Genomic DNA, 24,672 nt, shown 5'->3' with positions numbered 1-24,672 from the left:
GGCGGGGACGGTAGCCTCGCGCGCATGCAGACCGGTGAGCAGGCCCCCGATTTCGCGTTGCCCGATCAATCCGGCACGGTCCGGTCCCTGAGTGAGCTGGTCGCCGGCGGACCGCTGGTGTTGTTCTTCTACCCGGCCGCGAACACCCCGGTGTGCACGGCGGAGGCGTGCCACTTCCGCGATCTGGCGGCCGAGTTCGCGGCGGTCGGGGCGTCGCGGGCCGGAATCTCGACTGATCCGGTCGACACGCAGGCGTCGTTCGCGGCGGCGAAGTCGTTCGACTACCCGCTGCTGTCGGACGTCGGCGGCGCGGTCGCCGAGCAGTTCGGCGTCCGGCGCGGGTTGCTCGCGAAGTTCTCCCCGGTCAAGAGGACCACGTTCGTGATCGACACCGACCGCACGGTGCTGAAGGTGATCGCCAGCGAACTGCGCGCCAACACGCACGGGGACCAGGCGCTCGCGTTCCTGCGCGAGACGCGCTGACGCGAAGGGGGTGCCGCCGCACCGCCTCGCCTCACGCCAGCTGCAGTGACCGTTTCGCGAGCCCCATCCAGAATCCGTCGATGACCTGCGTCGCGGACTGCTCCGGGTCGCTGGACGCGCCGAGCGCGACGAACAGCGGCGCGAAGTGCTCGATCGTCGGATGCGCGAAGGGCATCCCGGGCGCCTGGGCCCGGAAGTCGATCAGGGCGTCGACGTCGCCGTCGGCGAAACGCTCGGCCGCCCAGGCGTCGAACTCGCGCGACCACCCGGGCGCCTGGGCGTTCGGGGTCCAGTCCCGCAGGAACGGCAGGCCGTGGGTGGTGAATCCCGATCCGACGATCAGGACCCCCTGCTCGCGCAGCGGCCGCAGTCGCTCCCCGAGGTGCAGCAACCGCCGGGGATCGAGGGTCGGCAGCGAGATCTGCAGCACCGGGATGTCCGCGTCGGGGTACATCACGGTCAGCGGCACGTAGGCGCCGTGGTCGAGTCCACGGTCGGGCTGGTGGTGAATCGGCTCGTTGTCGGGCATCAGGGCCGCGACCTGGCGTGCGAGTTCCGGCGCGCCGGGCGAGGCGTACTGCACCTGGTAGTACTTGCGGTCGAAGCCGCCGAAGTCGTAGACCAGCGGAGTGCCGGTCGCGACCGCGCCGATCGTCAGCGGCGCGGACTCCCAGTGCGCCGACACCATCAGGATGGCCTCGGGCCGGGGCAGATCCTGCGCCCACGTCTCGAGTTGCGAGACCCACAGTGCGTCGTCGACGAGCGGCGGTGCACCATGGCTGAGGTACAGCGCCGGCATGGCGAGGTCCGACATGTCCACTCCTTTACGTTGAAGCTTCAAGTACTGTAGGGGTCAACGTGTGCGGACCACAACTATTCCGAAGGGGCGAGGGCAGATGACCGAGACACACGAGGGCACCGAACCGCGGTCGACTCGGTGGCTCAACGACGAGCAGCAACTCGCGTGGCGCGAACTCATCGCGCTGACCACCCGCCTGCCCGCCGCACTCGACACCCAGCTGCAACGGGACGCGAAGCTCACCCACTTCGAGTACTTCGTCCTCGCGGTGCTGTCGGAAGCCCCCGACCGGCGCCTGCAGCTGAGTACTCTCGCCGCGCAGGCCAACGCGTCGCTGTCCCGGCTCTCGCACGTCGTCACGAAACTCGAGAAGGCCGGCTGGGTGCGACGCAAGGCGATCGTCGGCAGCCGCGGTTCACTGGCGGTGCTCACCGCCTCCGGGTACACGAAGGTCGTCGAGTCCGCCCCCGAGCACGTCGAGGCGGTGCGGGCGCTGGTGTTCGACGGCCTCGACGACGACCAGGTGCGGCAGCTGATCACCCTCGGCAAGGCGCTGGTCGCCCAACTCGACCGCGGGATCGCCGCCGGCACCGGCAAGGCCTGACCCTCCCCCGACCCCCTCTCCCCGACGCCTCTCGCCCAAGGATTGAATGGGGTGGGGCGTGGACAGCGAGTCGGGTCGTCCACAGGCGAGACACACGCCGAGGCGAGGTGACGGGCCCGCGCCGCGCCGCATGCGAGCGTCGGCACCCGGGACACATCGGGGAACCATTTTCCGGAGCACGCACCGTCGCCGAGGGCCGGCTCTGCCGCTACCGGTTGCGGCATCACCACCGCCGCCTCCACCCGGACACTTCGTCGGCAAGGACGTCGAGGTCGACGCCGCGATCCGGACCCGCGCCGTCCGCGTGTGGTCCCGGGGCCGCGGAGTGCCGGCCGGGCGGTCGGCGGCGGCGCTGCCGGGAACGAGGTGGATCGACCCTGCCGCGTCCGGCGCACTCGCGTGGACGGTGCACCGGACGCCACCCGCGGGCATCGAGCTGTACCGCGAACGCATCCCGGACGACGAGGTGGTCGAGCGCGCCGGCTGCCGGGTCACGCACCGTGCTCGCCGAGGCCGGCGCCCCGGTCACCGTCCGATGAACGGGGTCAGGCGAGGGGGACGCCGCCGACACCCCAGTTCTCGCCGGGGACGTCGGTGATCGTGACCCACACCTTGGCGGGGTCCTTCCCGCTGGCCTCGGCGTAGGCGGCGGTGACGGCCTCGATGACGGCGCGCTTGCGCTCGGCGGACAGGCCCGTGGTCTGGGAGATCTGGATCAACGGCATGCGGAGCAATCTGCCACAGGCGCACCCCGAATCGACAGTCCGGCCGTACCGTGGAAGGACCGCTCGGCGCACTGTGATTGGGAGGTGGGCATGGGGTTCTACTCGGATCAGGTCGTTCCGCGCCTGGTGAACGTGTCCTGCGGGATGTCGTTGACCAGACCGCTGCGGGAACGCGCGTGCGCGGGACTGCACGGACGAGTGGTCGAGATCGGCTTCGGGTCCGGTCTCAATCTGCCGTTCTACCCCGCGGGGGTCGACTCCGTCAGCGCCGTCGAACCCGCCGACCTCGGCTGGAAGCTGGCCCGGGACCGCCTCGCGGCGTCCAGGGTGCCGGTCGAGCGCGCCGGACTCGACGGGCAGTCACTTCCCTTCCCCGACAACACCTTCGACTGCGCCCTGTCCACGTGGACGATGTGCACGATTCCCGACGCCGGTGCCGCGCTGCGCGAGGTGCGGCGCGTTCTGAAACCGGGCGGCACCCTGCATTTCGTCGAACACGGACTGGCCCCCGACGAGAAGGTCCGGCGCTGGCAGCATCGCATCGACCCGATCCAGAAGACGGTCGCGGGAGGCTGCCACCTCACCCGCGACATCCCGGCCCTGGTGCGGAACGCGGGTTTCGAGATCCGCGAGCTCGACACCTTCTACGAGAAGGGCACGCCGAAGGCCATGGGCGCCCTCGCCGTCGGTGTCGCCGTGCCCGTCCCCGGCTGAGCAGGATCCGGACCCGCCCCGACGACGAGTGGGACGACGCGCGGCGCACGCGCCCGCGCGGCCCGGTGGTCAGGGGCGGGGCAGCAGCACGTCGGAGTCGAAGCAGGTGTGGGTGCCGGTGTGGCAGGCGGCGCCCTCCTGGTCGACGATCAGGAGGACGGTGTCGCCGTCGCAGTCGAGCCGGACCTCGTGCACGTACTGGGTGTGGCCGGACGTCTCGCCCTTCACCCAGTACTGCTGACGCGACCGGGAGAAGTACGTGCCCTTACGGGTTTCCAGGGTGCGAGCGAGCGCCTCGTCGTCCATCCAGGCGACCATCAGCACGTCGCCGGTGGACCGCTCCTGCGCGACCGCGCTGAACAGCCCGGCCTCGTTTCGCTTCAGCCGTGCTGAGATCGCGGGATCAAGACTCATGTGACCGTTTATACCGTGGTACCGATCGGGTCGACGCACGAGGAGTCAACGGAGCGCGTCGCGGCGACCCGGTCCACCGCGTCCGGGAGCGGCTGTGGCGCGATCCGCGGGCCCACCTCAGCGGACGGTGATCCCTTCCGCGCGCATGGACGCCTTCACGTCCCCGATCGTCATGTCGCCGAAGTGGAAGACGCTGGCGGCGAGCACCGCGTCGGCGCCGGCCTGCACCGCGGGGGCGAAGTGCCCGACGGCCCCGGCGCCGCCGCTGGCGATCACCGGCACGTGCACGGCGGCGCGGACGGCCCGGATCATCGGCAGGTCGAACCCGGCCTTCGTGCCGTCGGCGTCCATCGAGTTCAGCAGGATCTCCCCGACCCCGAGTTCCGCGCCGCGCTGCGCCCACTCGATCGCGTCGATCCCGGTGCCGCGCTTGCCGCCGTGGGTGGTGACCTCCCACCCGGACGGGGTCGGCGCCTGCCCCTCGGGCACGGTACGGGCGTCGACGGACAGCACGATGCACTGCGCGCCGAATCGCTGACTCAGTTCGCGCAGCAACTCCGGTCGCGCGATCGCCGCGGTGTTGACGCTGACCTTGTCCGCGCCCGCGCGCAGCAGCCGGTCGACGTCCTCCTCGGTGCGCACGCCGCCGCCGACGGTGAGCGGGATGAACACCTGCTCGGCGGTGCGGGTGACGACGTCGATCATCGTGCCCCGGTCGGAGGTGGACGCGGTGACGTCGAGGAAGGTCAGCTCGTCGGCACCCTGGGCATCGTAGATGGCGGCCAGTTCGACGGGATCGCCGGCGTCCCTGAGGTTTTCGAAGTTGACGCCCTTGACCACCCGGCCCGCGTCGACGTCCAGACACGGGATGACCCGTACCGCCACAGTCATGTCGCGCTTCCTTCCCGACTTCCGCCGTCCCGGTAGTCCCCCGGATCACCAAGGGGGACAAGTATGTTCATCATCTGCTCGTGCACTCCCGGCGCTGCCGCGAGCACCGACCGCGACCCGAGGTGCCAGGGCTCGCCGGCGAGGTCGGTGACGACGCCGCCCGCCGCCCGCACCAGCGCCACCCCGGGCGCGTTGTCCCACGGATGGTGCCCGTACACGACCGCGGCGCCGAGCACCCCGGCCGCGGTGAACGCGAGGTCCGCCCCGGTGGAGCCGTGCATCCGCAGCCGCCGGCACACCCGGCTGACCTCCGCGAGCGCCCGGACCCGGTACTCGCCGGGGATCGGTCCGCGCCCGTTCAGATTGAACGCGCCGAACCCGACCATCGATTCCGTCAGGTCCTGCGACCGCAGCCGCGGCAGTGCCTCGCCGTTGCACAACAGCGGACCGTCGGCGGCGGCCGCGTATCGCCGGTTCATCATCGGCAACCACGTCAGGCCGAGGACCGGGTCGCCGTCCTGCAGCAGCGCCACCAGCATCCCGGCGGTCGGCAGCCCGGACGAGTAGTTCAGGGTGCCGTCGATCGGGTCGACCACCCACACGGTGCCGGTGGCCAGGTCCGGTCCGCCGAACTCCTCGCCGTGCACCGGGATTCCGGTGTGGTCGGCGAGCTCCCCGGACAGCCGCCGCTCGAGTTCGAGATCGACGGCGGTCGCGAAGTCCCGCGGCCCCTTCGCGACGGCGCTGGGGGCTCCGACCCCGTCGAGGAAGGTGTCGACGGCCCCGTCGAGCACGCCCGCGGCGACGGCCAGCAACTCGTGTGGGTCCGTCATACGGCGAGACTAGCCGGATACCGCGGCGAGGGCCTCGGGCAGCGTGAACCGGCCGGCGTACAGCGCCTTGCCGATGATCGCGCCCTCGACACCGAGGTCGGTCAGTCCGGCGATCGCGACGACGTCGTCGAGGGCGGAGATGCCGCCGGACGCGACGACCGGCGCGTCGGTGACCGCGCACACCTCGCGCAGCAGGTCGAGGTTGGGCCCGGTGAGGGTGCCGTCCTTGGACACGTCGGTGACGACGTAGCGGGCGCAGCCGTCGCGGTCGAGGCGGGCGAGGGTCTCGAACAGGTCCCCGCCCTCGGTGACCCAGCCGCGGCCGCGGAGCTGCCAGCGGCCGTCCTCGTTCCGGACGTCGAGGCCGACGGCGATCTTGTCGCCGAAACGGGCGATGGCGCTCGCGCACCACTCGGGGTTCTCGATGGCGGCGGTGCCGAGGTTGACGCGGGCGCAGCCGGTGGCCAGGGCCGCCTCGAGGGAGGCGTCGTCCCGGATGCCGCCGGACAGCTCGACCTTCACGTCGAGCTCACCGATCACGCCGGCGAGCATCTCGCGGTTGGAACCGCGTCCGAAGGCGGCGTCGAGGTCGACGAGATGTACCCATTCGGCGCCGGCGTTCTGCCAGGCGAGGGCCGCGTCCCGGGGCGAGCCGTAGTTGGTTTCGCTGCCGGCCTCCCCCTGAACGAGGCGGACGGCTTGTCCGTCGACGACATCTACGGCAGGCAGAAGGACCAGGCTCACGGGCGCCAACCCTACTGTGTCGCAGCGACGGCGCTGCGCTCGGGCCGCGATAAGCCGCGAGCGACATCCGGGTGCTTCGGTGCCGGCCGCACGGCGGCCTACGAGTCGGGGTGGGACTCGTCGTCGCCGAAGGCGCGCCGCGTCATCCGCCCCGACACCGTGGCCATCGCGGCGATCGCGCCGACGACGCCGCCGAGGGCGACCAGCAGCCCCCACACCCCGGTCGGTCGGAGCACCGCGACGACGACCGCGGTCAGCAGCAGCACCGCGGTCGCGGCGCCGAGCGCGGCCAGGGCGAGCCGGCCGTAGGAGAACCCGCGACCGGGTCCGGTCACAGGCTGCGCACCCAGTTCTCGAGCAGCGCGGCGCCCGCGTCGCCGGACTTCTCGGGGTGGAACTGGGTGGCCGACAACGGCCCGTTCTCGACGGCCGCGAGGAACGGCCCGCCGTGGTCCGCCCACGTGAGTTTGGCCGGCGCGATCAGGTCGTCGTCGGCCAGTTCCCACTTCTGCACGCCGTAGGAGTGCACGAAGTAGAAGCGGGTGTCGGGGTCGATGCCGGCGAACAGCACGCTGTCGGCGGGCGCCTGCAGCGTGTTCCAGCCCATGTGTGGGAGCACCTCGGCTCGCAGCATTTCGACGGTGCCGGGCCACTCCCCGCACCCGTCGGCTTCGACTCCGTGCTCGACACCGCGCTCGAACATGATCTGCATGCCGACGCAGATGCCGAGGACGGGCCGGCCGCCGGCGAGGCGCTTGCCGATGATGCGTTCACCCCGGACCGCTTTCAGGCCCGCCATGCACGCGGCGAACGCGCCGACGCCGGGCACCACGAGCCCGTCGGCGGCGAGCGCCGTCTCCGGGTCGGAGGTGACGGTCACGTCGGCGCCGACGCGCGCGAGTGCCCGCTGTGCGGAGTGCAGGTTCCCGGAGCCGTAATCGAGGAGGGCGACGGAGGTCATGCCTCAACTCTATCGGCCGGGCGCCGGGCGCCCGGAGCCAGCAGGGCCACCGGAATCACGAGGGCGATCGCGACCGCCCCGACCGTGTACACGGCCGCGTGACCGGCCAGCCCGGCGACGGCTCCGAGCGCGAGTGCCCCGACCCCGGTGCCTGCGTCGAAGCTGACGTTCCACGCCGCGCTGGCCGCTCCGAGCCGGGTCGGACCCGCGGATCGGAACAGCGTGACCAGGGATTCGTTCTGGACGGCGCCGAACCCGCCACCGAACAGGATCGCGGCCGCCATCAGCAGGACGGCGTTGCCGCCGCCGGCGACGGTCACCGCGAACAGCACCGCCCCACTCGCCGCGCAGGCCAACGCCGGAACCATGATCCGGCCCACCCCGATTCGGTCGACCAGCAGCCCGGCGGCGTAGCGGCCGACCAGGATCGCCGCACTGGCCACCGACAGCGCGACCCCGGCGACCGCGGCCCGCCCGGCGACCGCGATGGGCAGCAGACTCGTCACACCGCCGTACGCGGCCGCGACGGCGAGCATCGCCAGGCAGGGCACCAGCAGCACCGACAGCGGCAACCGCCGGCGCGAACCGTCCTCGGCGGCGGCGTGCCGGATCCGGGGCAGTGCCGCGATCGCCACGACCGCGAGCATCGGCACCGCGGCACCCAGGACGTACACGGTGTTCGCGTGCCCGCGGCCGAACAGCGCCAATCCCACGGGGAGAGCGATCATCTGGCCGGTGGCGATCGCGATGCCCTGCGCCCCGGTGGCGCGGCCCAGCAGTTCCCTCGGCGCCAGCTCGGCGACCAGCGCGCTGCCGGCGACCGTGAGCAGGCCGAAGCCGACGCCACGGACGACCGAGACCCCGAGCGCGACCGGGGCCGCGGTGGACGCCAGGAGCGCCAACGCAGGCAGCCCGAGCAGCAGACATCCGACCGCGAGGACGAGCCGGTAGCCCCACACGTGCAGCAGCCGCGGCGTCACGAGCTGGGTCGCGACGGTCGCGGCCATGAACACGGCCGTCACCGCCCCGGCGAGGGCTTCGGACCCGCCGGCCTCGGAGACGGCAAGCGGAACGACCGGCAGCAGCAGCGACCAGCCACCGAACGCGGCGAAGCCCATCGCCATCGCGACGGGCATGCCGCGCGTGCGCAGGAGGCTCACCGGCCACCGCCCGGCCGCCGCCCGTCGTGGGCGTCGGTGAGGAGACGGGCGATCCCGTCTGCGGTGACCGGCCGCGGATTCGGATAGGGGGTCGCGGTGGCGAGTTCGGCGGCCCGGCCGATGTCCGCGCGGGTGAATCCGAACTCGGCGAGGGAGGTCGGCCCGCCCAGCCCGGCGACGAGGTCGTACAGCCCGCCCGGCGCGTCCGGCACCCCCATCGCGTCGGCGATGCGCGCCATGACGTCGGGGACGGCCGGGGCGTTGTACGCCATCGCGTGTGGCAGCACCACGGTGTGGGTGGGTGCGTGCGGCAGGTCGAAGCTGCCCCCGAGGGTGTGACAGAGCTTGTGGTGCAAGCCCATTCCGACTCCGCCCAGGCAGGTGCCCGCCAGCCACGCGGCCTGCAGCAGGTCCGCGCGGGCACCGAGGTCGTGCGGGTCGGAGGCCACCCGTGGCAGCGCCCGGGCGACCGCCGCGATCGCATCCAGGGCCATCCCGTCGACGACCGGATTGGCCTGCGCCGAGTACAGCGCCTCGACGGCATGGGCCATCGCGTTGACCGCGCTCGTCAGCGTGAGGGCGACGGGCAGGTCGACGGTGAGGTCCACGTCGTAGACGACGGTTTCCGGGAGGATCTCGGGCCCGGATCGCGTGGTCTTGACGCCGTCGCGGGTCTCGCCCAGCACCGGCGTCACTTCCGAGCCCGCATAGGTGGTCGGGACGATGACCTGGTCGTATCCGGCGCGGGCCGCGAGGGCCTTGGACAGTCCCGTCGTCGATCCCCCGCCGACCGCAACCACGCAGTCGACGTCGTGCTGCTCGGCGACGACGAGGGCGCGGTCGGTGACCGGGGTCGGGGTGTGCATCACCGCCCCGTCGAAACGCGTCACCACCAGGTCCCCGAGACCGTCGGTGACGCGGGGGTCGAGGTGCCGACCGGCCAGCAGGAGGACCCGGCGCCGCCCCAACCGCTCCACCTCCTCGCGGACGCGCGTGACCGTTCCCGAGCCGAAGACCACACGCGACGGAAGCGCCGTGTAGGTGAAGGTTCTCATCGTCGACGCTCCCCTGGCCGGATGGATCGGTGTTGCCTACCCCGCGATCCTGGCATGCATCTCCCACACGATGACCTCGGCACCGGTCTCGGTGGTCATCTGCTGTCCCCCGGCTCCGGTGATCCGGACGGCGTCGCCCTCCGAGAGCACGCCGACACCTTCGAGCGACGCCTCGCCACGCGCGACGAACACGTGCAGGAACGGCGCGTCGGGGAGGGTGATCGGCGCCTGACCGGGCTGCATCCGGGCGACGTGCATCGAGGCGTACTTGTTCTTGATCCGGATCGCCGCGTGATCGGCGTGGTCCGGCATCCCCGACGCGACCGGCACGAGTCCCCCGGCGAGCAGTTCGTGGTCGATCTCGAGCTGCTCGTAACCCGGGGTGATGCCGGATTCGTCCGGCACGACCCACATCTGGATGAAGTGAACCGGATCGGAGTGCTCCTCGGCGTGCGCGCCGGTGACGCCGTCGAGCCGCCAGGAGTCGTTCTTCTCGGAGTGCAGAATGCCCGTTCCCGCGCTCATTCGCTGCGCGAGCCCCGGGTAGATGACGCCCGCGTGACCCATCGAGTCCTGGTGCACGAGCGACCCCTGCAGCACCCAGGTGACGATCTCCATGTCGCGGTGCGGGTGTGTCTCGAATCCCGCACCGGGCGTGACGGTGTCGTCGTTGTTGACCATCAGCAGACCGTGGTGGGTGTTGGCGGGGTCGTAGTGGTGGCCGAACGCGAAGGAGTGCTTCGAGTCGAGCCACCCGATGTTCGTCGTGTCGCGGGCGGCGGCGCGACGAACGTCGAGCCGGGGTGAGGTCGGTGCGGAGGTCATGGTCTGTGCGCCTTTCCACGGTCTGGGATGGTTCGGTCGGTCGCTGCAACGACGGCGCGGAGTTCCGCGAGCCGCGAATCGGGGACGGTGTGCCCGCCCGGGTGCCCGAGAACGGACACCTGCGCTCCGGCCCCACGCAGTTGTCCGGCGAGCCGCGTCGTCTGCTGGGGCGCAATGGTGGGATCGGCGTCGCCGTTGACGATCGCTACCCGCTTGCCGGCCAGGTCGACCTCGCCGAGCCCGTCGCGGTACGGGACCATCGCCGCGATCAGAACCGCACCGGCGAGCAGGTCGGGGTGTCGCGCGAGCAGCGACGACGCGATGTTGGCTCCGTTGGAGAAGCCCACGGCCACCAGGGTTCCGGCCTCGATGCCGTATTCGCCGGCGGCGGCGGCGACGAACGCGGCCAACTCGTCCGTCCGGACGCGAAGGTCCTCCTCGTCGAAGACGCCCTCCCCGAGCCGGCGGAAGAACCGGGCCATCGCACCCTCGAGCACCGTCCCCCGCGGCGAGAGCAGCGGGGCACCCGGCGCGAGGTCCGCGCCGAGCGGTACCAGGGCGTGCTCGTCGGCGCCGGTACCGTGCAACAGGAGCAGCGGCGGTGTCGCGTCGCCGGGCCGCCAGACGTGCGGCCGGGCGAGCGTTGCACCCGGACCGGTCATCGTCGGCACCTTCCTCTCGTGTGATGCGGCCTGTCGGTCGTGGTGTGTCAGAGGACGTGCGATCCGTACATCTCGCCGAGCGGATCGGCGATCAGTTCGATGCGCGCGCCGTCGGGGTCGCGGAAGTACAGCGACACCTCGCTGTGCTCGATCAGTTCGACACCGGCGTCGGTCAGCTTGCGCCGCAGGTGTTCCCACTTCTGCGGCTCGACGCTGATCGCGATGTGGTGCAGACCCCCGAGGACTTCGCGGTACGGGCCCACGTCGAGGCCGGGAAAGTCGAAGAACGCGAGGAGGTTGCTGTTGCCGATGTCGAAGAAGAAGTGAGACGAGCCCGGGTAGTCCCGGTTCTCGATCAACTCGGTCAGCGGGAATTCGAGCACGTCCTGGTAGAACCGGATGGTCCGCTCGACGTCGCTGCTCACCAGAGCGGTGTGGTGCAGTCCGCGGGCCGAGGACTCCGGTCGCGCATCGGCCGGCTTCAGATGCGCGGCGCGGATGCGGTCGCGCTGCTGCTCGAACTTCCGCGAGCGCTCCTGCTCGGCTGCTGTGCTCATGTCACTGCCCTTTCCGTGGATCCCACCGACACCAGGTAATTGCGAAATCAACTATCTCAAACCGTACACCAAGTCGTTGCAGTGTCAACTACTTGCGATATTCTGACGCCATGGACGAACGAACCCACTGGCTCGGCCCGGACGAACAACGCGCCTGGCGCGCGTACCTCGACGCCACGCGGCTGCTGATGCGAACCCTCGACCGCCAGCTCTCGCGCGACGCCGACATCTCGTTCACCGACTTCGAGCTCCTGGTCGTCCTGTCCGAGGCCCCCGAACACCGACTCCGCATGAGCGAACTCGCCGACGCCGTCTCCGCCACGCGAAGTGGTGTGACCAGGGCGATCGGCCGCCTGGTCGAGTGTGGGTGGGTCCGGCGCGTCGAGTGCGAGGGCGACAAGCGCGGCATGCTCGCCGAACTCACGGACTCCGGCGCCGCAAAACTCGCCGCCTCCAGCCCCGGGCACGTCACGGCGGTCCGCGAGCACATGTTCGACCTCCTCAGCCCGCGCGACGTCGCGACGTTCGCCCACGCCTTCGGCGAGATGCGCGGGCAGATGCTCGAAGAGCACTGAGAGGATCGAGTAGTTGACATTGCAACGACACGACCCTAACCTAGTAGTTGCACATTCAATCACCTGGTTTTCGCCGCCATCACGACCGAGGAGTTCTCCATGACCACCGCCACCGCCCTCCCCACCCTGACCGCCGGCACCTGGGCCATCGACCCGACGCACTCGACCGTCGGCTTCAGCGTCCGGCACCTGATGGTCAGCAAGGTGCGCGGCCGCTTCCAGGAGTTCACCGGCGCGATCACCGTCGCCGAGGACGGCACCCCGTCCGTCGAGGCACAGATCCAGGTCGCGTCGATCACCACCGACAACGAGCAGCGCGACGGCCACCTCAAGACCGCCGACTTCTTCGACGCCGAGCAGTTCCCGACCGCCACGTTCGTCTCCACCGGTGTCCGCGGCAAGGGCGACGACTTCGTCGTCGTCGGCGACTTCACCCTCCACGGCGTCACCAAGCAGGTCGAACTGGCCATGGAGTTCAACGGCGTGAACCCGGGCCTGGGCCACGGCCCGGTCGCCGGCTTCGAGGCCTCCACCGTCATCAACCGCAAGGACTTCGGCATCTCCATCGACATGCCGCTCGAGGGCGGCGGCGCCGTCGTCGGCGACAAGATCACGATCACCCTCGAGATCGAGGCCGGCCTGCAGGCCTGACCCGCTCTCGCAGCCCAAACGGCCCTGCCGCAACCGATCACGGTTGGGGCAGGGCCGTTTTGGCGTCCGAAGTGTGGAATGTGCCGAAAGGAGACCAACTCCTTTCCACATTCAACTTATAACGCACCGGGGGGCTTGCGGCAAGGCCCCGGTGCGGGCGCAGAATCGCTGACCTGACCACGGCAACGACGAAGAATTGGGGGTCGCGTATGCGTGCACCGGGTCTCGACCATCGGATCGCGGCGGACGGAGACAGCGCGTTCGACCTTCCGGAGCGCCTCTCCGCGAAGGCCGACCCGACGCTGATCGCGGACGACGAGAAGCACTTCGCGGCCATCGCGGAGAGCCTCGCGACGTCCGTCGCCGACCTGACCCGACGCCTCGACGCCGCCCGGAAGGCACCCGGCCGTCTCGGCCAGGAGGCGATGGAACGGGACATGGCGGTCCACCAGCTGAGCGCCGAGCTGCGCGCCCTGCGCCGCTACGGCCTGGACCTGTGCCTCGGCCACATCGTCGGCGACGACGGTTCCGAACCCGTCTACATCGGCCGCCTCGGCCTGCTGGACGCCGCGGGCAACCAACTGCTGGTGGACTGGCGCTCCCCCGCCGCGGAACCGTTCTTCGGAGCGACGCACGGGAATCCGACGGGTCTGGCTCGTCGCCGCAGATACCGCTGGACCCGCGGCCGGATCAGCGACTACTGGGACGAGGTCTTCACCGAGGACGCAGCGACACCGCACGCCGCACTCGACGACCAGTCGGCCTTCATCGCCAGCCTCGGCGGCACCCGGTCGTCCCGCATGCGGGACGTGCTCGGCACCATCGCGGCAGACCAGGACGCGATCGTCCGCGCCGGATCCCGAGGCGCGCTCGTCGTCGACGGCGGTCCGGGTACCGGCAAGACCGTCGTGGCGCTGCACCGTGCCGCGTACCTGCTCTACGCCGACCCCGGGCTCCGTCACGGCGTGCTGTTCGTCGGCCCGCACGAGCCCTACCTGGCGTACGTCGCCGACGTCCTCCCCAGCCTCGGAGAGGAGGGCGTGCAGCTGTGCACCCTGCGCGACCTCGTGGCCGAGGGGGCCGACGCCGCGCCGGAAGCAGACCCGGACGTGGCACGACTGAAGTCGTCCGCGGACCTCGTGCGGGCCGTCGACGCCGCCGTCCGGTTCTACGAGCAGCCACCCACCGAGACGATGACGGTCGCGACCGACTGGTGCGACCTCCCGCTCACCCCCGACGACTGGGCCGAGGCGTTCGGGGCACCCGAACCCGGAACGCCGCACAACGAGGCACGCGAGGCGATCTGGGACCTGCTGCTGACGATCCTGACGGACAAGGCCGACGAGGACGTGCCGCGCGCCCCGTTGCGCCGATCCCTGCAGCGGAACGAGGAACTGCGCGCGACCCTCGACTCCGCGTGGACGCTGATCGAGGCGGCGGACCTCGTCGCGGACCTGTGGTCGGTGCCCGCCTACCTGCGACTGTGCGCACCCTGGCTCGGCCCCGACGACGTCCGACGGTTGCAGCGCGCGGACCCGAAGGCCTGGACCGTCTCCGACCTGCCGATCCTGGACGCGGCACGACAGCGGCTCGGCGACCCCGAGACGTCACGGCGCCTGCGCAGGCAACGGGCCGCCCTCGCCGCCGAGCGCGAACAGCGCGCCCGGGTCGTCGACGATCTGATCGCGTCGGACGTCTACGCCGACGGCGAGGGCCTGATGACTCAGCTGCGCCAGGGCGACCTGCAGGAGACGCTCCTCGACGAGGACGCGCTGCCCGGCGTCGACCCCGACCTGCTCGCGGGCCCCTTCGCGCACATCGTCGTGGACGAGGCCCAGGAGCTGACCGACGCGGAGTGGCAGATGCTGTTGCTGCGCTGCCCGTCTCGCAGTTTCACCATCGTCGGCGACCGCGCCCAGGCCCGGCACGGGTTCACCGAGTCGTGGCGGCAGCGACTCCGGCGGGTCGGGCTGGACCGGATCGACCTGGCGTCGCTGAGTGTCAACTATCGGACACCCGAGGAGGTCATGACCGAGGCCGAGCCCGTCATCCGCGCCGCGCTACCGGACGCCAACGTGCCGACGTCCATCCGCCGGAGCGGCATACCCGTCGAACACGGCCACGTCGACGAACTCGCCGCGATCCTCGACACGTGGATCGACGAACACGGCGAGGGAGTCGCGTGCGTGATCGCCACCGGCGACGGCGACCTCACCGATACCGTGACGACCCGCACGCCGTCCCGCGTCCGCCGGCTGACCCCGGACCTGGCGAAGGGCCTCGAGTTCGACCTCGTCGTCCTGATCGATCCGGAGTCGTTCGGCAACGGCATCGAGGGCGCTGTCGACCGCTACGTCGCGATGACACGGGCGACGCAGCGGCTCGTCATCCTCTCGAGCTCCTGAGACGCGGCCGTGGCGGGTCGGCGATCCGTGCGGGCCGGTGGGTCAGACCAGTCGCAGGATGCCGCCCGCCGCGGCGAGGACCGCGAGCGCCAGCAGCACGCCGGCGCCGAGCTTGTTGTCGTTGCGCCACATCGAGTACGCGCCGCCGATCGCGAAGCCGGCGATCAGGAACAGGACGTAGATCAGGATCGTGCTCACGAGTTCGCTCCGCAGGCTCCGCTCACGGTGCTCACGAGTTCGCTCCGCAGGCTCCGCTCACGGTGCTCACAGCGCACCCTTCGTGGAGGGCACACCCGTCACCCGAGGGTCGGGTTCGACGGCCTCGCGCAGCGCGCGGGCGACGGCCTTGAACTCGCCTTCGGTGATGTGGTGCTGGTCGCGGCCGTAGAGCACCCGCACGTGCAGCGCGATCCTCGCGTTGGACGCGATCGACTCGAAGACGTGCCGGTTGATCACCGTCGCGTACGGGACGCCCGGGTAACCGCCGATCACGGTGTGCAGCATGTGGTCCGGCTCGCCGGTGTGCACGCAGTAGGGCCGGCCGGAGACGTCGACGGAGGCGTGCACGAGGGACTCGTCCATCGGGATGAACGCGTCGCCGAACCGCCGGATGCCCTTCTTGTCGCCGAGCGCCTGACCGAGCGCCTGACCGAGCACGATCGAGGTGTCCTCGACGGTGTGGTGCGCCTCGATCTCGATGTCGCCCTCCGCCTTGACCGCCAGGTCGAAGCTGGCGTGGGCACCGAGCGCGGTGAGCATGTGGTCGAAGAACGGGACGCCGGTGGAGACGTCGACGACGCCGGTGCCGTCGAGGTTCAGCTCGACCGAGATCGAGGACTCCTTGGTCGTCCGTTCGACCTTGGCGATGCGGTCGGTCATCGATTCTCTCCCCGGGTCAGTTCGGTGGCCGCGATCTCGTCGCTGGCCGCGATGAAGGCGTCGTTCTCGGACGCGAGTCCGACGGTGGCGCGCAGGAACCCGGGGATGCCGACGTCCCGGATCAACACCCCCCGGTCCAGATAGGCCTGCCACGCGCGGGCGCTGTCCGTGAACTCACCGAACAGGATGAAGTTCGCGTCGGACGGGATCACATGGAAACCGGTGTCGGACAACGCCTTCGACACCCGCACCCGCTCGGAGGCGAGCGCGTGCACGCTGGCGAGGGTCTCGTCGGCGTGCCGCAGCGCCGCCCGCGCGGCGGCCTGGGTGACCACCGACAGGTGGTACGGCAGCCGCACCAGCAGCAGTGCCTCCACGAACGCCGGCGCGGCGGCGAGATATCCGAGCCGTCCGCCGGCGAACGCGAACGCCTTGCTCATGGTCCGCGAGACGACCAGCTTCGTCGGGTACTCGTCGATCAGCGTCAGTGCACTCGGCGCCTCGGAGAACTCGGCGTACGCCTCGTCGACGATCACGACACCCGGCGCCGCGTCCAGGATCCGTCGCAGCGACCCGATCGGGATGCTGTGGCCGGTCGGGTTGTTCGGGCTGGTGACGAAGACGACGTCGGGGCGCTGCTGGGTGACCGCGGCGACCGCGGCGTCGACGTCGAGCGCGAAGTCCGCCCCGCGCAGCACCGGCAGCCACGTGGTGTCGGTGCCGTCGGCGATGATCGGGTGCATCGAGTACGACGGCACGAATCCCATCGCACTGCGGCCCGGCCCGGCGAACGCCTGCAGCAACTGCTGCAGGATCTCGTTGGAGCCGTTGGCCGCCCACACGTTGTCGACCGTCACCGGCACCCCGGTCTGCCGGGTCAGGTAGGCGGCCAGGTCGGTGCGCAGCGCGACGGCGTCGCGGTCGGGGTAGCGGTGCAGCTCGCGGGCCGCCTCCCGGACCGACTCGGCGACGTCGTCGACGAGCGCCCGGGTGGGCGGGTGCGGGTTCTCGTTCGTGTTCAGCTGCACCGGAACGGTCAGCTGCGGGGCGCCGTACGCGGACTTGCCCTTCAGGTTCTCGCGCAGCGGCAGGTCGTCGACCGTGACCGCCGCTCCCGGGACCGCGTTCACCGCTGCGCCTCGGCGGCACCGTCCGTCAAGCGCTCGAAGCGCAGGCGCACGGCCTCACCGTGGGCGGGCAGGTCCTCGGCGTTGGCGAGGTTGATCACGTGCCGGGCCACGTCCTTCAGCGCCGACTCCGAGTAGTCGACGACGTGGATGCCGCGCAGGAACGTCTGCACGCTCAGACCGGACGAGTGCCGCGCGCACCCGGCCGTCGGGAGGACGTGGTTGGACCCGGCGCAGTAGTCGCCGAGGCTGACCGGCGCCCAGGGGCCGACGAAGATCGCGCCGGCGCTGCGCACCCGGGCCGCGACGTCGGACGCGTTCTCGGTCTGGATCTCGAGGTGCTCGGCGGCATACGCGTTGACCACCCGCAGACCGTCCTCGATCGAGTCGACGAGCACGATCCCGGACTGGCTGCCGGACAGCGCGGTCTGCACCCGCTCGCGGTGCTTGGTCAGCTCCAGCTGGGCGTCGAGGGCGTCGTCGACGGCGGCCGCCAGCTCGGTCGAGGTGGTGACGAGGACGGACGCGGCCAGCACGTCGTGCTCGGCCTGACTGATCATGTCCGCGGCCACGTGCACCGGGTCGGCGGTGTGGTCGGCGAGGATCGCGATCTCGGTGGGGCCGGCCTCGGCGTCGATGCCGACGAGTCCGCGGCAGAGCCGCTTGGCGGCGGTGACGTAGATGTTGCCGGGGCCGGTGATCAGGTCGACCGGCGCCAGTTCGGAGCCGCCGACGGCGGTGCCGTCGATCGATGCCGCGTCGGTGTCGGTGCCGCCGTAGGTGAGCAGCGCGACGGCCTGCGCGCCGCCGACGGCCCAGACCTCGTCGACGCCGAGGAGCTCGGCCGCGGCGAGGATGGTCGGGTGCGGCAGCCCGCCGAACGCGGCCTGCGGCGGCGAGGCGACGACGAGGGATTCGACGCCGGCGGCCTGCGCGGGCACGACGTTCATCACGACCGAGGACGGGTACACGGCGTTGCCGCCGGGGACGTACAGGCCGACCCGCTCGACCGGCACCCAGCGTTCGGTGACGGTGCCGCCGGGCACGACCTCGGTGACCGTGTCGGTGCGGCGCTGGTCGGCGTGCACCTTCCGGGTGCGTTCGATCGCGACCTCGAGCGCGGCGCGCACGTCGGCGTCGAGGTCGGCGAGCGCGCGGGTCAGTTCCTCGCGGGGCACCCGAACCCGGGCGGGGCGGATCCCGTCGAATTTCTCCCCGTACTCGAGGGCCGCGTCGGCGCCGCGGTCGCGGACCGCCTCGACCACGGGACGCACCTGATGCAGCACCGTGTCCACGTCCACTCCACCTCGGGGCAGGGCCGAGCGGAGTTCGGCGACGGACGGGGTTCGTCCGCGCAGGTCGACGCGGGCGAGCTCGGTGCGGGCAGGCATGGGGGTCCCTTCGGCGACTGGGGTTGTTCTACCGATTATCCAGGATAGGGTCCACCGGGTTTCCCGCCCCGTCTCGGCCACCCTCGCCGTGTCTCGCTCGGTCCCGATCCGAGCTCGAACAGCTCACCGCTCGGCCGGACGCCGGTGAGGTCGTGGTCCTCGACGCGCGACCCGAGGCCGGGTTCCGCGCCGGGCACATCCGCGGCGCCCGGTCGATCCCACCGACCGAACTGCACCGACTCGGCGAGCTTCCCACCGACAGCGAGGTCGTGGCCTGTTGCCGTGGACCCGTCTGTGCCTACGCTGACGAGGCGGTACGCGAGATGACCCGCCACGGCCTGCGTGCCGCGCGCCTCGAGGACGGCCCGCCCGAATGGGCACGCGCCGGCCTCGCGGTGGACCGGGAGCCCAGCGTCGAACGGGAGCGACCATGACCACCAGCCCACGCGCGCTCGCCGAACGCACACCCGCCATGCCGCCCGGCACCGATCTGGAGCGGTTCGCCGGATACGGCGTGATGGGCCTGCCGTTCGCCAGCGGCCACTATCTCGCCCTCCGGCACTTCCCCACCGCCTCCGTCGGCCCCGGCTACGACTCGGTGTGGCATCGGAATCCCGAGGGCGACTGGACCTTTCACAGCAACGAGCCACCGGAGACCACCTGTCCGCGCTATTTCGGGTCGGCGCTGCGCACCACCCGCACCACCCGTGTCACGGTCACCTGGACCGGACCGGCCGCGTTCACGGTCACCGTCGACGACACGATCGACTGGTCGCTGGTCCTGGGCAGCTCGGCCGCCACCCGGGCGATGAGCGTCGCCGGATCGGTGCTGCCGGCCGCGCTGTGGCGCAACGATCGGGTGCTGGCGCTGATGTCGCGGATCGCCGGACCCCTGATGGGTGTGGGCCGCGTCGGGCTGACGGGTGCGACACCCAACGGGCAGTCCTTCCGCGCCAACCCGAGTCGGCTCTGGACCGTCGAGCACAGCCGGGCGACGGTCGACGGGGTCGACCTCGGGCCACCGGGCCCGCTGCCCGAGCAGGCTCGTCTCGGCGACTTCTGGCTGCCGCAGCGTGGCGTGTTCGCGATCGGAGAGTCGTACTTCTCCCCCGTCGGTTCCTGACCGGTCGGTCACGGCTCGTCGGGTTCCGGCGGGCGGTCGGGAGTCCTGGACCGCCGCGGCCGCGGGCGTGCCGCGGTCAGCCCCAGGCCGACCACGAGGGCGGCGCACGCCACCGGCACCCAGTCCCCGACCCGGGCGTACAGCGTGCTGCCGGACGTCGGCGTCAGGTCGACGACCAGCGACCCGGACTGTGTGGTCGGCAGCCACGCGAACCGGCGGCCGCGGGCGTCGAACGCCGCGGACACCCCGCTCAGCGCGGCGACGGCGACCGGCCTGCCGGTCTCCGCGGCGCGGACCGCGCCGACGCTCGTCAGCTGCGCCGGACCGGAGCTGTCCTGGAAGGTGGAGGTCGAGGTCTGGTAGACGAGGAGTGCCGCACCGTCGTTCGTGAGCCGGCGCGCCAGGTCGGGGAAGGTCAGTTCGAACGAGATCAGCGGCCCGAACGGGGTCCCGGCCGCCGACATGACCACGAGGCGGTGGCCGGGCACCCGGTTCTGCGCGGCCGCGGCCGTGATCCGGCTGAGCCAGCCGAGTCGGTCGCGGAACGGGACGTACTCCCCGAACGGGACGAGCCGCGTCTTGCGGTAGGTCGCGACGACCCCGGACTCGTCGATCAGGGTGGCCGTCTTCGAGATCGCGCCGGTGTCACCGCTGCGCGCGTCGACGTTCACGAGCAGGTCGGCGCCGACGTCGCGTGACAGTGCCGTCAACTGTGCGGCGACGTCGGGCCGGTCACCGAGGTCGGCGTCGACGCTGCTCTCGCCCCACACCACCAGGCCGACGTCGCCCGGGATCTCCCGGGTCAGCTGCTGCTCCCGAATCATGGTGTCGCCCGGGCCGATTCCCGGTTGGATCAGTGCGACTCGAAGCGCCCCGGCCGGGGTCGGGGCCGGCCCGAGGGCGAACCACACCGGACCGGCCGCCGCCACGATCACCGCCGCCGCACCCGCGACCACGCGGGCCCGCGCCGGGCCGACGACCGTCACCGCCAGGGCGGTGTTCACGGCGACGACCGCGTAGCCGACCAGCCACACGCCGCCGAGCCCGGCCAGCGCGAGCACCGTCGGGTGCCGCCACTGGGTGGCACCCATCAGCGACCACGGACCGCCGAGCCACTGCCAGGATCGGACCACCTCGATCAGCACCCAGGCCGCAGGCACCCCGACGACGGCCGCGACGGTTCGGGTCCCGGTCAGCTCGCCACGCACCAGGAACCACGCGAGGGCGCCCCACCCGGCCCACAGCAGCGCGAGGACGGCGACCGCGAGCGGATAGAAGTACACGAGGTTCGGCGCCGGCCAGGACTGGGTGGCGACCAGGAACCCCAACCCGAGGAGCCACCCGCGCAGCACCGCCTCCCGGGCCGAACCGCTCGCCCGCAGCACCAGCAGCGCCGGGACCAGCGCGATCCACGCCAGTATCGCGGCGTTCGCATCGGGGAACGCGACCGCGGGCAGGGCCCCGGCGAGGAGCGCCGCGCCCCTCGCCGGCCACCGGCTCACCCGGTCGAGGCGGTCCGGACCGGCGTCTCGGTCGTCTCGCGCACGAACGCCCCGATCCGGGCGACCGCGCGGGCCGCCTCGGGCACGATGTCGGCGGCCGCCTGGAACACGTGCACCTGGCGGTCCCACACCTCGAGCGTCACCGGGACACCCGCGGCCCCGAGCCGCTGCGCCATCAGTTCGGCGTCCGCGTACAACATCTCCGTCGACCCGACCTGGATCAGCACCGGCGGCAGCCCGGCCAGCGCCCCGTCGACCGGCGACACGGTCTGGCTCGACCTGTCCGCGCGGACCGCGATGTCGGCGAGCGTGATCAGCACCGATCGCGGAATCAGCGGGCAGCCCGAACCCTCCCGCCGGGAGAGCTTGTTCGTGGGATCGAGGTCGGTCAGCGGCGACATCGCGACCAGCGCGGCCGGTTGCGGCAGGCCGAGGCCGGTGAGGGCCATCGCGGTCGCGAACGTCAGGAATCCGCCCGCGGAGTCCCCCGCTACGACGATCCGCTCCGGCGGATACCCGCGGTCGAGCAGCCAGCGGTACCCCGAGACGCAGTCGGCGATCGAGTCCGCGATCGGATGCCGGGGCAGCATCCGGTAGCCGACGGTGAGAACGGACGCGCCGGACGCGGCGGCGATCCGGAGCGCGAGCACCCGGTGCGTGTTGAGTCCGCAGGTCATGAACCCGCCGCCGTGCAGGTAGAGGATCGCGGTCCCGCCGGCGTCGCTGCCGGGCCTGCGCTCCCACCATTCGGCGCTGCAGTCGTCGAGCTGCACCCGGTGCTTGCGCACGCCGCGCACCGGCTGCAGGTACCGGGCGGACAGGTCGAGCAGGCCGGCCGGCCACAACGGGCTGGGATACCGGCCCCACACGTCGAGCACGGGTTTGACGGCCACGCGGAGGGTGTGGGCGAGCACAAGTGCCTGCATGCTGGCGCCGGGCACGAACTGCGGCTCGACCGCGATCGTGACTGGCGGGGGTTCCGGACTGCGGCGCCGCCGGGTCCGCGGCGGGGTGCGCCGGGTGGGCGACTGCCCTGATGACGTTTGTGTTGTCATCGTGAGCTCCTGGCGGGCACGAACGAGGTGAGCATCGATCGGGTACTGCGAACGAACGCGCTGCCGAAGTTCACGGGCAGCTGATTCATGGTACGTGACCTGCGACACATTTACGAGCCTGTAACAGGGCTCCGCCGCAGCGTGCGGCCGGTGGCAGGGGTCCGAGGACCGGATTACCGTGGACATCGAGGGTCGGGCGCAGGTGGCTACGCGAGCGCCCCGCCCTCCCGGCGTGACGATCCGCCGGTGGACGAGCGCGGGAGCCGTGTGATGGCCACGATCGGTGTGGTCGCCGTGTTGCTGGGCCTGGTGTTGATCCTGGTCGAGGCGCACGCGCCCACGGCTGGAGTGCTCAGTGGGCTGTCGGCGCTGCTGATCGCCGCCGGTGTCGCGGCGTTGTTCGTGTCCGGTGGGGTCGCGCAGGTGGTGGCGATCCCGGTTGCGATCGGTCTGGCCGGGGTCGGACTGGTCGGCGCCGCCGCCGTCGGCCGCACCGTGGCCACCGCGCGCCGTACCCCGATCCGCAGCGGACCCCAGGGGCTCGTCGGCCACGCGGCGACCGTGAGCAGCTGGGACGGCGACTCGGGCAGCGTGCAGGCCGACGGCGGTCTGTGGCGGGCCCGGCTCGCGTTCGGCTGTCCCGAGTCGCCGCCACCGCGGTCCGGTGACGCGGTGGTCGTCGAAGCCGTGCACGGTCTGACGCTCGACGTCCGTCGCCGCGAACCCTGGGAGGTACTCCCATAGAGAGCAGGAGGTGCTCCGGTGACTGTGCTGTTGATCCTGCTGGTGATACTGGCGGTGCTGGCGCTGGTGGTGCCGGGAACCGCGGTCCGGGTGCTGCGTGAGTACGAGCGGGCGGTGGTGTTCCGGCTCGGCCGCGCGCTCGACGTGAAGGGGCCGGGACTGGTGCTGCTGATCCCGGTCGTGGACCGGATGGTCCGGGTCGGGTTGCGGACGGTGACGCTGAACATTCCGGCGCAGGAGGTCATCACCCGCGACAACGTGCCCGCGAAGGTCACGGCGGTCGCGTACTTCCGGGTGCTGGACGCGGACCGTGCGGTGATCGAGGTGGAGGACTTCCTCGCGGCCACGACGCAGATCGCGCAGACGACGCTGCGGTCCGTGCTCGGCAAGGCCGAGCTGGACACCCTGCTCGCCGATCGGGACCGGCTGAACGACGACCTGCAGAAGGTGATCGATCAGCAGACCGAGCCGTGGGGGGTGAAGGTCACGACGGTCGAGATCAAGGACGTGGAGATCCCGGTGCCGATGCAGCGCGCGATCGCCCGGCAGGCGGAGGCGGAGCGGGAGCGCCGCGCGAAGATCATCAACGCGGAGGCCGAGTTCCAGGCGTCCGCGAAGCTGGCGGAGGCGGCGGCGGTGATCTCACGGAATCCGACGACGCTGCAGTTGCGATACCTGCAGACGTTGCGTGAGGTCGGCGGCGACAACAACTCGACGGTCGTGGTCCCGTTGCCGATCGACCTGGTTCGGCCGTTCCTGGGCCCCACCGGTCCCCCGCAGCGCGCCGCGGAGACCGTCGACGGTCAGGCCTTGTCGGGGAGCACGAATTCACCCTGACCGGCGAAGTCGACCTGCCGGCGGGCGTTCGCGAGCGCACTGACGACGCAGGTGCCGATCGGCCCGCGCCGGTCGTACATCGTGGTGGTGCCGACCGCGAGTCCGTCGGCGCTGATGTGGTCGTCGGCCTCGATGCCGATCTCGGCGCCCTCGGGCAGCCGGGCCAGCACCAGCGTCATGTCGACGTTGATGAATCCGACGCCGTCGGTGCCCCAGTTGGTCATCAGGCTGGTCGGTTCGCCGGCCATCGCGGCCCGTTCGAACGGGGACGGCTCCTCACCGTCGACGACCGAGGGGTGCTGTGCCCACATGCGTTTGCGGCTCGCACCCTGGTGTTCGAGCATCGAGTGGGACCACCCGTCGGGGTGGTCGTCGCTGCCGAAGAACGGGGGCGCCGGCTCACCGGTGGCGATGTGCGCCGGCGGCGGCGACGGGCGCCGCTCGCGGGTCCACAGCCGTCCCGGCGGCTGCTCCGACGGGCGCAGGAACACCGCGGACGCCCGCGCCACGGTGTCCCCGTCCTGCACGAGTTCGGCGTCGGCGACGCGGATGCGGTTGCCGCCCCGGACCACCGCCGTGCGGGTCGTCAGCGGCCGGGTCCGGGCCGGCGCGAACAGGTCGACGGTGAGCCGTGCGGGGACGAATCCGTCGCCGCCGCGGCCGTTCTCGAGCGCACGCGCGACGAGTCCGCACAGCGCGACGCCGCTGACCATGTCCGGCGACCACCGGCTGATCGCGAAGCCCTGGGCCAGGTAGCCGTCGGGGGTGGAGGTGAAGAACGCGAGCGGGTCGGTCACGGACGGCGCCTTTCGAACGGTGGTCGCCCCATGATTCCCGGCGGATCGCCCACCCGCCCGTAAAACAGTTCGATCCTCGAACGGAACTCCGTGTGAGTTCCGCCATACCCGCCACCCCCGCTGCCCTACGCTGCTGGTCGTGGCCCGATTCGCACGATC

The 24,672-nt window shown here is 71.6% G+C and carries 30 protein-coding genes; 10 read left to right on the top strand and 20 right to left on the bottom strand.

The features are described from left to right. Nucleotides 1-24: 24 nt before the first annotated feature. The gene (locus tag ABD951_RS14110) at nt 25-483 is read left to right on the top strand and encodes a peroxiredoxin (protein WP_345345795.1); all 459 of its coding nucleotides are present in this window, start codon (nt 25-27) and stop codon (nt 481-483) included. Between the two features lie 31 nt (nt 484-514). Here the strand turns inward: ABD951_RS14110 and ABD951_RS14105 are convergent, their stop codons facing one another. Next, nucleotides 515-1,297: a dioxygenase family protein gene (locus tag ABD951_RS14105; protein ID WP_345345793.1), complete on the bottom strand. Its 783-nt coding sequence runs from the start codon at nt 1,295-1,297 to the stop codon at nt 515-517. A gap of 82 nt (nt 1,298-1,379) precedes the next feature. On the opposite strand from ABD951_RS14105, the gene ABD951_RS14100 reads away from it, so the two are divergent. Beyond that, on the top strand, nt 1,380-1,886 hold the full coding sequence (locus tag ABD951_RS14100) for a MarR family winged helix-turn-helix transcriptional regulator (protein WP_345345791.1): 507 nt from the start codon (nt 1,380-1,382) through the stop codon (nt 1,884-1,886). A 545-nt stretch (nt 1,887-2,431) separates the two neighbouring features. Here the strand turns inward: ABD951_RS14100 and ABD951_RS14095 are convergent. After that, nucleotides 2,432-2,620, bottom strand: a complete 189-nt coding sequence (locus tag ABD951_RS14095) for a tautomerase family protein (protein ID WP_345345789.1) — start codon at nt 2,618-2,620, stop codon at nt 2,432-2,434. 81 nt (nt 2,621-2,701) lie between these two features. Between ABD951_RS14095 and ABD951_RS14090 the strand changes: the two genes are divergently transcribed. After that, nucleotides 2,702-3,325, top strand: a complete 624-nt coding sequence (locus ABD951_RS14090; protein ID WP_345345787.1) for a class I SAM-dependent methyltransferase — start codon at nt 2,702-2,704, stop codon at nt 3,323-3,325. Between the two features lie 69 nt (nt 3,326-3,394). On the opposite strand, the gene hisI is transcribed toward ABD951_RS14090, so the two are convergent. From hisI to ABD951_RS14035, 11 genes are all read right to left on the bottom strand, one after another. Continuing rightward, nucleotides 3,395-3,739: a phosphoribosyl-AMP cyclohydrolase gene (gene hisI, locus ABD951_RS14085; protein ID WP_345345785.1), complete on the bottom strand. Its 345-nt coding sequence runs from the start codon at nt 3,737-3,739 to the stop codon at nt 3,395-3,397. A gap of 117 nt (nt 3,740-3,856) precedes the next feature. Next, entirely contained in the window at nt 3,857-4,630 is a 774-nt protein-coding gene (gene hisF / locus ABD951_RS14080; protein WP_345345783.1) for an imidazole glycerol phosphate synthase subunit HisF, read from the bottom strand. After that, on the bottom strand, nt 4,627-5,463 hold the full coding sequence (locus ABD951_RS14075; RefSeq protein ID WP_345345781.1) for an inositol monophosphatase family protein: 837 nt from the start codon (nt 5,461-5,463) through the stop codon (nt 4,627-4,629). Before ABD951_RS14075 ends, hisF begins: the two co-directional genes overlap by 4 nt. 9 nt (nt 5,464-5,472) lie before the next feature. Beyond that, entirely contained in the window at nt 5,473-6,207 is a 735-nt protein-coding gene (gene priA, locus ABD951_RS14070; protein WP_345345779.1) for a bifunctional 1-(5-phosphoribosyl)-5-((5-phosphoribosylamino)methylideneamino)imidazole-4-carboxamide isomerase/phosphoribosylanthranilate isomerase PriA, read from the bottom strand. Nucleotides 6,208-6,305: 98 nt separating this feature from the next. After that, on the bottom strand, nt 6,306-6,542 hold the full coding sequence (locus tag ABD951_RS14065; protein ID WP_345345777.1) for a hypothetical protein: 237 nt from the start codon (nt 6,540-6,542) through the stop codon (nt 6,306-6,308). Further along, nucleotides 6,539-7,168: an imidazole glycerol phosphate synthase subunit HisH gene (gene hisH, locus ABD951_RS14060; protein WP_345345775.1), complete on the bottom strand. Its 630-nt coding sequence runs from the start codon at nt 7,166-7,168 to the stop codon at nt 6,539-6,541. The genes ABD951_RS14065 and hisH overlap by 4 nt, the downstream gene beginning before the upstream one ends. Continuing rightward, nucleotides 7,165-8,292: an MFS transporter gene (locus tag ABD951_RS14055; RefSeq protein WP_345345966.1), complete on the bottom strand. Its 1,128-nt coding sequence runs from the start codon at nt 8,290-8,292 to the stop codon at nt 7,165-7,167. Before ABD951_RS14055 ends, hisH begins: the two co-directional genes overlap by 4 nt. 32 nt (nt 8,293-8,324) lie before the next feature. Next, nucleotides 8,325-9,383, bottom strand: a complete 1,059-nt coding sequence (locus ABD951_RS14050; protein ID WP_345345773.1) for a maleylacetate reductase — start codon at nt 9,381-9,383, stop codon at nt 8,325-8,327. A gap of 36 nt (nt 9,384-9,419) precedes the next feature. Next, nucleotides 9,420-10,208 (bottom strand): pirin family protein, encoded by a 789-nt coding sequence (locus ABD951_RS14045; RefSeq protein WP_345345771.1) that lies wholly within the window; start codon nt 10,206-10,208, stop codon nt 9,420-9,422. After that, complete coding sequence (locus ABD951_RS14040; RefSeq protein WP_345345769.1) at nt 10,205-10,870, bottom strand: alpha/beta hydrolase; 666 nt, start codon at nt 10,868-10,870, stop codon at nt 10,205-10,207. The genes ABD951_RS14045 and ABD951_RS14040 overlap by 4 nt, the downstream gene beginning before the upstream one ends. Nucleotides 10,871-10,917: 47 nt before the next feature. Then, a complete protein-coding gene (locus tag ABD951_RS14035; RefSeq protein ID WP_345345767.1) occupies nt 10,918-11,427 on the bottom strand; it encodes a VOC family protein in 510 nt (169 codons plus the stop codon). Between the two features lie 110 nt (nt 11,428-11,537). Here ABD951_RS14035 and ABD951_RS14030 point away from each other — a divergent pair, with 110 nt between their 5' ends. The 3 genes from ABD951_RS14030 (at nt 11,538) to helR (ending at nt 15,058) form a co-directional block, all read left to right on the top strand. Continuing rightward, complete coding sequence (locus tag ABD951_RS14030) at nt 11,538-12,002, top strand: MarR family winged helix-turn-helix transcriptional regulator (RefSeq protein WP_345345765.1); 465 nt, start codon at nt 11,538-11,540, stop codon at nt 12,000-12,002. A 99-nt stretch (nt 12,003-12,101) separates the two neighbouring features. Then, complete coding sequence (locus ABD951_RS14025) at nt 12,102-12,653, top strand: YceI family protein (RefSeq protein WP_345345763.1); 552 nt, start codon at nt 12,102-12,104, stop codon at nt 12,651-12,653. Between the two features lie 209 nt (nt 12,654-12,862). After that, on the top strand, nt 12,863-15,058 hold the full coding sequence (gene helR, locus ABD951_RS14020; protein WP_345345761.1) for an RNA polymerase recycling motor ATPase HelR: 2,196 nt from the start codon (nt 12,863-12,865) through the stop codon (nt 15,056-15,058). Between the two features lie 42 nt (nt 15,059-15,100). Here the strand turns inward: helR and ABD951_RS14015 are convergent, their stop codons facing one another. The 4 genes from ABD951_RS14015 to hisD form a co-directional block, all read right to left on the bottom strand. Continuing rightward, a complete protein-coding gene (locus ABD951_RS14015; protein WP_345345759.1) occupies nt 15,101-15,256 on the bottom strand; it encodes a hypothetical protein in 156 nt (51 codons plus the stop codon). A gap of 66 nt (nt 15,257-15,322) precedes the next feature. After that, nucleotides 15,323-15,937 carry an imidazoleglycerol-phosphate dehydratase HisB gene (gene hisB / locus ABD951_RS14010; protein WP_345345757.1) on the bottom strand — a complete coding sequence of 205 codons (615 nt, stop codon included), beginning with the start codon at nt 15,935-15,937 and terminating at the stop codon, nt 15,323-15,325. Further along, nucleotides 15,934-17,067: a histidinol-phosphate transaminase gene (locus ABD951_RS14005; RefSeq protein ID WP_345345755.1), complete on the bottom strand. Its 1,134-nt coding sequence runs from the start codon at nt 17,065-17,067 to the stop codon at nt 15,934-15,936. Before ABD951_RS14005 ends, hisB begins: the two co-directional genes overlap by 4 nt. Then, complete coding sequence (hisD, locus tag ABD951_RS14000) at nt 17,064-18,455, bottom strand: histidinol dehydrogenase (RefSeq protein WP_345345753.1); 1,392 nt, start codon at nt 18,453-18,455, stop codon at nt 17,064-17,066. The genes ABD951_RS14005 and hisD overlap by 4 nt, the downstream gene beginning before the upstream one ends. A 23-nt stretch (nt 18,456-18,478) precedes the next feature. On the opposite strand from hisD, the gene ABD951_RS13995 reads away from it, so the two are divergent. Both ABD951_RS13995 and ABD951_RS13990 read left to right on the top strand, forming a co-directional pair. Next, nucleotides 18,479-18,889, top strand: a complete 411-nt coding sequence (locus tag ABD951_RS13995) for a rhodanese-like domain-containing protein (protein WP_345345751.1) — start codon at nt 18,479-18,481, stop codon at nt 18,887-18,889. After that, nucleotides 18,886-19,578 (top strand): hypothetical protein, encoded by a 693-nt coding sequence (locus tag ABD951_RS13990; protein ID WP_345345749.1) that lies wholly within the window; start codon nt 18,886-18,888, stop codon nt 19,576-19,578. Before ABD951_RS13995 ends, ABD951_RS13990 begins: the two co-directional genes overlap by 4 nt. Before the next feature lie 8 nt (nt 19,579-19,586). Here ABD951_RS13990 and lnt read toward each other — a convergent pair whose 3' ends face one another. Both lnt and ABD951_RS13980 read right to left on the bottom strand, forming a co-directional pair. Next, a complete protein-coding gene (lnt, locus tag ABD951_RS13985) occupies nt 19,587-21,080 on the bottom strand; it encodes an apolipoprotein N-acyltransferase (protein ID WP_345345747.1) in 1,494 nt (497 codons plus the stop codon). Beyond that, nucleotides 21,077-22,006: an alpha/beta hydrolase gene (locus ABD951_RS13980; protein WP_345345964.1), complete on the bottom strand. Its 930-nt coding sequence runs from the start codon at nt 22,004-22,006 to the stop codon at nt 21,077-21,079. The genes lnt and ABD951_RS13980 overlap by 4 nt, the downstream gene beginning before the upstream one ends. 399 nt (nt 22,007-22,405) lie before the next feature. Between ABD951_RS13980 and ABD951_RS13975 the strand changes: the two genes are divergently transcribed. Both ABD951_RS13975 and ABD951_RS13970 read left to right on the top strand, forming a co-directional pair. After that, a complete protein-coding gene (locus ABD951_RS13975) occupies nt 22,406-22,879 on the top strand; it encodes an NfeD family protein (protein WP_345345745.1) in 474 nt (157 codons plus the stop codon). 18 nt (nt 22,880-22,897) lie between these two features. After that, nucleotides 22,898-23,716 (top strand): slipin family protein, encoded by an 819-nt coding sequence (locus ABD951_RS13970; RefSeq protein ID WP_345345743.1) that lies wholly within the window; start codon nt 22,898-22,900, stop codon nt 23,714-23,716. On the opposite strand, the gene ABD951_RS13965 is transcribed toward ABD951_RS13970, so the two are convergent. After that, nucleotides 23,683-24,513 (bottom strand): thioesterase family protein, encoded by an 831-nt coding sequence (locus ABD951_RS13965; RefSeq protein ID WP_345345741.1) that lies wholly within the window; start codon nt 24,511-24,513, stop codon nt 23,683-23,685. The genes ABD951_RS13970 and ABD951_RS13965 overlap by 34 nt on opposite strands. Between the last annotated feature and the right edge of the window lie 159 nt (nt 24,514-24,672).

The sequence above is a fragment of the Rhodococcus olei genome (assembly GCF_039540555.1).
GTDB lineage: Bacteria > Actinomycetota > Actinomycetes > Mycobacteriales > Mycobacteriaceae > Rhodococcus_G > Rhodococcus_G olei.
The sequence above is the reverse complement of the archived record's forward strand: the minus strand, read 5'-3'. Positions and strand labels throughout refer to the sequence as shown.